Source organism: Streptomyces sp. UH6 (genome assembly GCF_013421635.1).
GTDB lineage: Bacteria > Actinomycetota > Actinomycetes > Streptomycetales > Streptomycetaceae > Streptomyces > Streptomyces abyssomicinicus.
In genome coordinates, this window is the sequence record NZ_JACADT010000345.1 from 1 (window position 1) to 5504 (window position 5504).

Genomic DNA, 5504 nt, shown 5'->3' on the forward strand with positions numbered 1-5504 from the left:
GCCGCGGGGCGCGCAGTTTCAGCGTGGTGGGCTCGGCCGTCTGGAACCTGGCCGAGCTGGCCGAGCTGCGCGCCGAGGGCGGGCTCGAGCGGGTGGCGGCCCGGCTGTCGGAGACGCTGGCCGAGCAGAGCGCGCTGCGCGAGCAGGGCCGCGGACGGCAGGACGGGGGCGACGGGGACGCGGCCGGGGGCGGGGACGGCGGCCGGACCATCCGGATGCCCACCGGGTACGAGATGCACCCGTGGGCGGACCTCCGTCCCGCGGGGAACGGCGGCCCGCCCACGGGGCGGAAGCTGTGGCACAGCAGCCCGGGCAGCGCCGGGTGAGCACCGGATCAGCCGGCGGGCGCCGCCTCCTCCCGCTTGTCGCGCTTGCGGCGTCCGGACCTCTTGGCGCGGGGGCCCTGCTCGGGAAGCCAGCCGAAGGTCATGGTCGAGCCTGCCACCCCGAGGATGGTGCCCACCATGAAGGCGCCCATGTTGGAGGTGGTCCAGGCGCCCAGGGAGGACAGCAGTCCCACGATCGAGTAGAAGATCCGCTGGGCCGGGTTGAAGAGGGTCAGCACGCCGCAGATGATCATCAGGCCGGGCAGGATGTAGCCGACCAGGCCGCGCGGGCCGGAGGCGAGGGCCACCTCCAGGGACCCCTGCACCATGGTCAGCATGGTCAGGCACCCCGCCAGGGTGAGCAGGAGGCCGCCCCAGAAGGGCCGGCGCCACCGCCAGGCGGTGAACCGGGAGACATTGCGCGGCCCTGACGTCTCGACGTCCGGTCCGGAGCTGTCGCTCGTGGCGGGGGCCGAGCCGTCAGGGCTCCCGGGCGCTCCGGCCGCCGCGTGGGGCGCGGACGGGTCGGGCGTGTTCTCGCGCGTGCTGTCGCTGGCCAACGCCAGTTGCTCCTTCTGCGTGTCGCGGATCGGACGAGGCCCCGGCCAGGAGGAGAGTCCCTCCTGGCCGGGGCGGGGAGACCGCCGGATCAGTTGCCCTCGCCCGGGCAGCCGTCACGGGTGATCTCGATCCTGAGGTCGGGCAGGGTCATCGCCCCTGCCGTCGTGGCCCAGTTGTGCTGGTACACGTGGTCGACCTCGATGGTGTCCGCCTGCAGACCGAAGGTGCCGGCCGGGCCCGTCATGGCGCCCTTGTCCAGCTCCGAGGCGTCCCGGCCCATCTCCAGGCCGGTGAAGGAGGCGCTCTTGCCGGTCAGCACGTCGGAGTCGGTCGCCAGGCCGGTGGCCTTGGCGGGCGTCCCCTTGTTGCCGGCCGTGATCTTCAGGTACGCCGCGCCGATCTGCACCGCCTGGCACAGGTTGGTGATCCTGGCGTCCTTGATGGTGGTGATGAAGACGTTCTTGGCCGCGCCCGGCTCGATCGGGTTGTCGGGACTCATGTGGTCCCGCCCGCCGAACTGGGCCAGGCCCTTGCCGCTGAGCTTGTCGGCGTTGATGGTGTGCGCCATCGACGAGATGTTGAACGAGACGGCGAGCGCACCCTGGGCGGTGAGGACGGTCAGTGCGGCGGTGGCCACCACACCCGGGACGCCCAGCACGGCCCAGCGGCGCAGCCGGACTCTGCCCTTGACGGGCGTTTCGGACTCTGTCATGAACGGCTCTCCTAGTTACGGCTGGAAGGTGCGAACCGGGTGGGCAGATCCTGGCGCGGACTCCCCCCGTCGCACATCGCGGGTCTCCCGTCGGGCTGGCGATGTGCGGAGATGTGGGGGATCTCCGCAAGTTACCGGTGAGTGTCGAACGGGGTCAATCACCTTGCGAAGAAAGGGTGTTGAACAGGTGACACCGGTGGCGGGAAGCAGCCGGAGGGGGAGCGGGGCGCCCCTTCGGGGAGGTCCGGGGCAGCGGTGGCGGAGCGATGCCTTCCGGCCGGGTGGCGGCCGGAAAGAGCCTGCGACGTGCACTTACCTCGGGTAACATTTTTTGGTCCACCGCCTTGACCGCCCCAATCGGCAGGTATACAACCCCAATTGGGTTTCCCGGCGACGGCCGGCCCCGCGCACCGTGGCGCCGGTGTGTGGGGCCGGCCCTCGCGCCGCTGTGTCGCACCACCTTCGCCACCTACGTCGAGGAGCTCGTGCACATGACCGGAACCGCCCGCATCTCCAGATCCCGCCGTCCGGGCCGCAGCGCGTTGCGCCGTCTCGGGGCCGCCACCGCCGGTGTCACCGCCCTGCTCGCCCTGCAGACCACGCCGGCCCAGGCCGCCGAGACCCCCATGGCCGAGCCCTACACGGGCATGGGGGCCTGCCCCGTCGGCTCCGCCCTGCTGACCAAGGCCGACAACCTCCAGGTCGGCTGCGTCCACACCACGATCGGTTCGGGATCCTTCTCCATCGGCGACTACACCGTGCCGGTGGGCAGCCCGATGAAGATCGACTTCGGCTTCCGCTGGGCCGCCGACGGTCCGAGGGCCACCACCCCGACCGGGAGCACGCCCAACATCTACGACACCACCGCGGCCACCGACGGCCTGATCAAGGCGCCGCTCACCGAGGCCCCGCTGCCCGGCCTGTCGAACTTCTGGCCCGGCGTCACCAGCGCCAACGTGAAGGTCGAACCCGCCGGACAGATCAAGAACTTCGTGCCGCTCGCGGTCGGCACCGAGTACCCGATCTTCGAGCTTCCGATCAAGCTGAAGCTCGAGCACCCGCTGCTCGGCTCGAAGTGCTACGTCGGCACCGACAGCAACCCGATCGTCCTCCAGGCCATCGCGCCCAACCGGCCCACCCTCAGCCAGGTGGTCGACCCGAACGGTCACTCCACGGTGACGCTCAAGATGCTCGACGGCCAGCTCGTCGACCGCGACTTCGCGATCCCCGGCGCCAGCCGCTGCGGACTGCTGACCGCGGGCGAGTCGAACTGGATCGTCAACTCGCTGTTCGACCTGCCCTCCGCGTCGGGGAACTCCATCTCCTTCGACGACGTCGACGTCGCCATCTCGATCGACACCTCCATCCAGTCGCTCACCGCGGCACTGAACGACGCCCGCGGCTGAGTCGGGGCGGCGCCCCTGGTGGCGCCGTCCTGGGCAGCACCCTCCGCAACACCTCTTGCACCATGTCCCGCCCTTGCTCCACAACCCTCAACCGAAAGGGCTCCACCATGCGCAACAGGCGTTTCGCGTTACTCGCCGCCACCGCTCTGACCGGTGCCGCCACCCTCGGCGGCATGGCCACGGCGACAGCCGCTCCCACCGCCGGCAACGTGCTCACCTACGGCAGCGCGGGCGGCACCGCGGTGGCCGTCGGCGACAACCTGTCCGCCGCCGGGTCGATCTCCCTGAGCAGCACCAGCCCGGTCGGCTCGCTCAACTGCTCCTCGTCCAACTTCGCCGCGAAGGTGGCGTCCAACCCCACCGCCCCGGGGACCGCGACGGAGAGCAACGTCAACGTCACCGTCAACCCCTCCTCCTGCGTCATCAGCCTGCCGGGCGCCACCGGTGTCAGCAGCATCAGCATCGCCACGGCCAGCGCGACCGTGACCTCCGCCGGAGTGGTCACCGTCACGCCCCTCAAGGCGACCGCCGTGCTGAACAGCCTCTTCGGGCCGGTGACCTGCATCTACCAGGCGTCCTCGCTGGTCGGCTCCTCGTCCAACGCCGACAACTCGATCAACTTCAGCAACCAGACGCTGACGCTGACCAACAGCGAGCCGACCTGTCCGCTGACGACCAAGTTCAGCGGCTCCTACAAGCCGGTGGTCAAGGCCTCGACCACGACCAAGGTCTTCGTCAACTGACCTCGGACGGCCCCGACGCCGACGGCCGGTGCCCGGCCGTCAGGCGAGCAACGTACCGAAGCCGCCCTCGCGAGCGATGTGCTCCAGCTCGTCGAGGGCGGCCTCGGCCCGTACCGCGGCGTGCGGGTCGCTCTCGCGCAGGCCGCTCTCGGCGAACTCGTCCTCGTCCAGCCGCAGCACCCGGGCGCCGTCGCCGGACACCCACAGGTCCAGGTCGAGGTCCTCCACGACCACCCGGCCGCCGGACCGCTCCGCGGGGCGGGTGACGTCGCAGTACCAGCCCTTGAGGACACCGGCGGGGTCGCGGACCTCCTTGACCGAGTACCACCGGTCCCGCCAGTACCACTCGGTGAACACGTCGTGCGGCTCGAACCGCACGAAGCCGAAGTCGCGGACGCCCTCCCCGGCCCACTCGGCGCGGACGGCGATCCGCGTGCCGTCGTCGAAGAGCAGGTCCGCGGGGTAACGGACCTTCAGGCGGCCCGCCTTGCGCAGCACCACCTCGACCCGCTCCGTACCCTCGCCGGCCTCAGCCGAGTTCGCGGACATGATGGACCTCCTGTGCGCAGAACTCGTAGCCGAGCCATCGGTTGACGGCGAGCATCGGCTCGTTGCCGGCGTCGTTGCCGGTGTGCGCCTCGGTGAAACCCGCCGCCCGGGCGCGGTGCAGGGAATCGGTCTTCACCAGCTTGGCCAGGCCCCGGCCGCGGTGGGCGCGGGCCGTGCCGGTCATGCCGGTGCCGTAGCGGGTGCCGCCGTCCGTGCGGACCGCGGTGAACGCCACGGGGCGGCCGTCGACGACGGCGACGGTGGCAAGGTCGTGGCGCTGGAGCGGATGGTGCCAGGTCTCCTCGAGCCAGGTCTCGTAGTCGTCGAACACGTAGTCCACGTCACCGGGCTCGTCGGCGGTGCACTCCGCGTCCAGCAGGAAGACGGGCCGCGGGTCGTCCGCGAAGTCCGCGACGGTCCGCAGCTCGACGCCCGGCGGCGGGACGGGCACCGGCGGCAGTTCGGCCCGGGCGAGGTCCAGGCGCAGGAACTGGGCGGTGCTGCCGGGCCGGTAGCCGCGGCGGTCCGCGAAGACGCGGTGGGCGGGCTCGTCGAGGACCCAGGAGAACACCTTGTGCGCGCCCAGTTCGGCGAGCCGCTTCTCACCGGCGTTCACCAGGGCGGTGCCCGCGCCGCGGCCGGTGCGGTCCGGGCGGACGTAGACGTTGAGCAGCGCCTGCCCGGGCTCGGGGCTCTCGTGGGCGAGGGAGAGCTGGGCGGTGCCGATCGCCTCGCCGTCCTCCTCCGCGAGCAGGGCCGTGTAGTGGCTGTCCGGATGGAGCCGGGCCAGCACGTGCTCGACCGAGTCGGCGGTGAAGAAGACGTACGGGAGCGCCAGCATCCGGATCCGGGCGAAGGCCTCGGCGTCGCCGCGGTTGCCCGGCCGGATGGCGCGTACGGAGACGGTCATGGCGGGGACGGTACGCGAGAGGACGGTGGGCCGCCCTTCATTTTCCGGCCGTGGCCGGGTGCGGCAGAATCCGGGTGTGAGCAGCCTGAGGATCCGTATCGACGACCGAGCCGGCAGCCTTGCGCCCTACGAGCAGGTGCGGGCGCAGATCTCCGAACAGGCGCGCTCCGGCGCCCTTCCGGTGGGGCACCGGCTGCCGACCGTGCGCGGCCTGGCCGAGACGCTGGGGCTGGCGGCCAACACCGTGGCCAAGGCCTACCGGGCGCTGGAGGCGGACGGGGTGATCGAGACCCGGGG

The 5504-nt window shown here is 71.6% G+C and carries 8 protein-coding genes; 4 read left to right on the plus strand and 4 right to left on the minus strand.

Translation table 11 applies throughout. From position 1 onward, the window contains the following. Positions 1 to 326, plus strand: a 326-nt coding sequence (locus tag HW445_RS17180; RefSeq protein ID WP_180221890.1) for a hypothetical protein, incomplete at its 5' end; no start/stop codon positions are given. Positions 327 to 334: 8 nt separating this feature from the next. Here HW445_RS17180 and HW445_RS17185 read toward each other — a convergent pair. Next, on the minus strand, positions 335 to 886 hold the full coding sequence (locus tag HW445_RS17185; RefSeq protein ID WP_257231131.1) for a DUF6114 domain-containing protein: 552 nt from the start codon (positions 884 to 886) through the stop codon (positions 335 to 337). Positions 887 to 975: 89 nt separating this feature from the next. Further along, on the minus strand, positions 976 to 1599 hold the full coding sequence (locus HW445_RS17190) for a DUF6230 family protein (RefSeq protein ID WP_180221891.1): 624 nt from the start codon (positions 1597 to 1599) through the stop codon (positions 976 to 978). A 491-nt stretch (positions 1600 to 2090) separates the two neighbouring features. On the opposite strand from HW445_RS17190, the gene HW445_RS17195 reads away from it, so the two are divergent. Together HW445_RS17195 and HW445_RS17200 are read left to right on the plus strand one after the other, a co-directional pair. Further along, positions 2091 to 3005, plus strand: coding sequence for a hypothetical protein (locus HW445_RS17195; protein ID WP_180221892.1), 915 nt, complete (start codon positions 2091 to 2093; stop codon positions 3003 to 3005). A 107-nt stretch (positions 3006 to 3112) separates the two neighbouring features. Beyond that, a complete protein-coding gene (locus HW445_RS17200; RefSeq protein WP_180221893.1) occupies positions 3113 to 3748 on the plus strand; it encodes a Tat pathway signal sequence domain protein in 636 nt (211 codons plus the stop codon). A gap of 39 nt (positions 3749 to 3787) precedes the next feature. On the opposite strand, the gene HW445_RS17205 is transcribed toward HW445_RS17200, so the two are convergent. Both HW445_RS17205 and HW445_RS17210 read right to left on the minus strand, forming a co-directional pair. Further along, complete coding sequence (locus HW445_RS17205; RefSeq protein WP_180221894.1) at positions 3788 to 4297, minus strand: DUF402 domain-containing protein; 510 nt, start codon at positions 4295 to 4297, stop codon at positions 3788 to 3790. Further along, complete coding sequence (locus tag HW445_RS17210) at positions 4278 to 5207, minus strand: GNAT family N-acetyltransferase (protein WP_180221895.1); 930 nt, start codon at positions 5205 to 5207, stop codon at positions 4278 to 4280. Before HW445_RS17210 ends, HW445_RS17205 begins: the two co-directional genes overlap by 20 nt. A 76-nt stretch (positions 5208 to 5283) precedes the next feature. Between HW445_RS17210 and HW445_RS17215 the strand changes: the two genes are divergently transcribed. Next, a partial coding sequence (locus tag HW445_RS17215) for a GntR family transcriptional regulator (protein WP_180221896.1) occupies positions 5284 to 5504 on the plus strand: 221 nt, incomplete at its 3' end.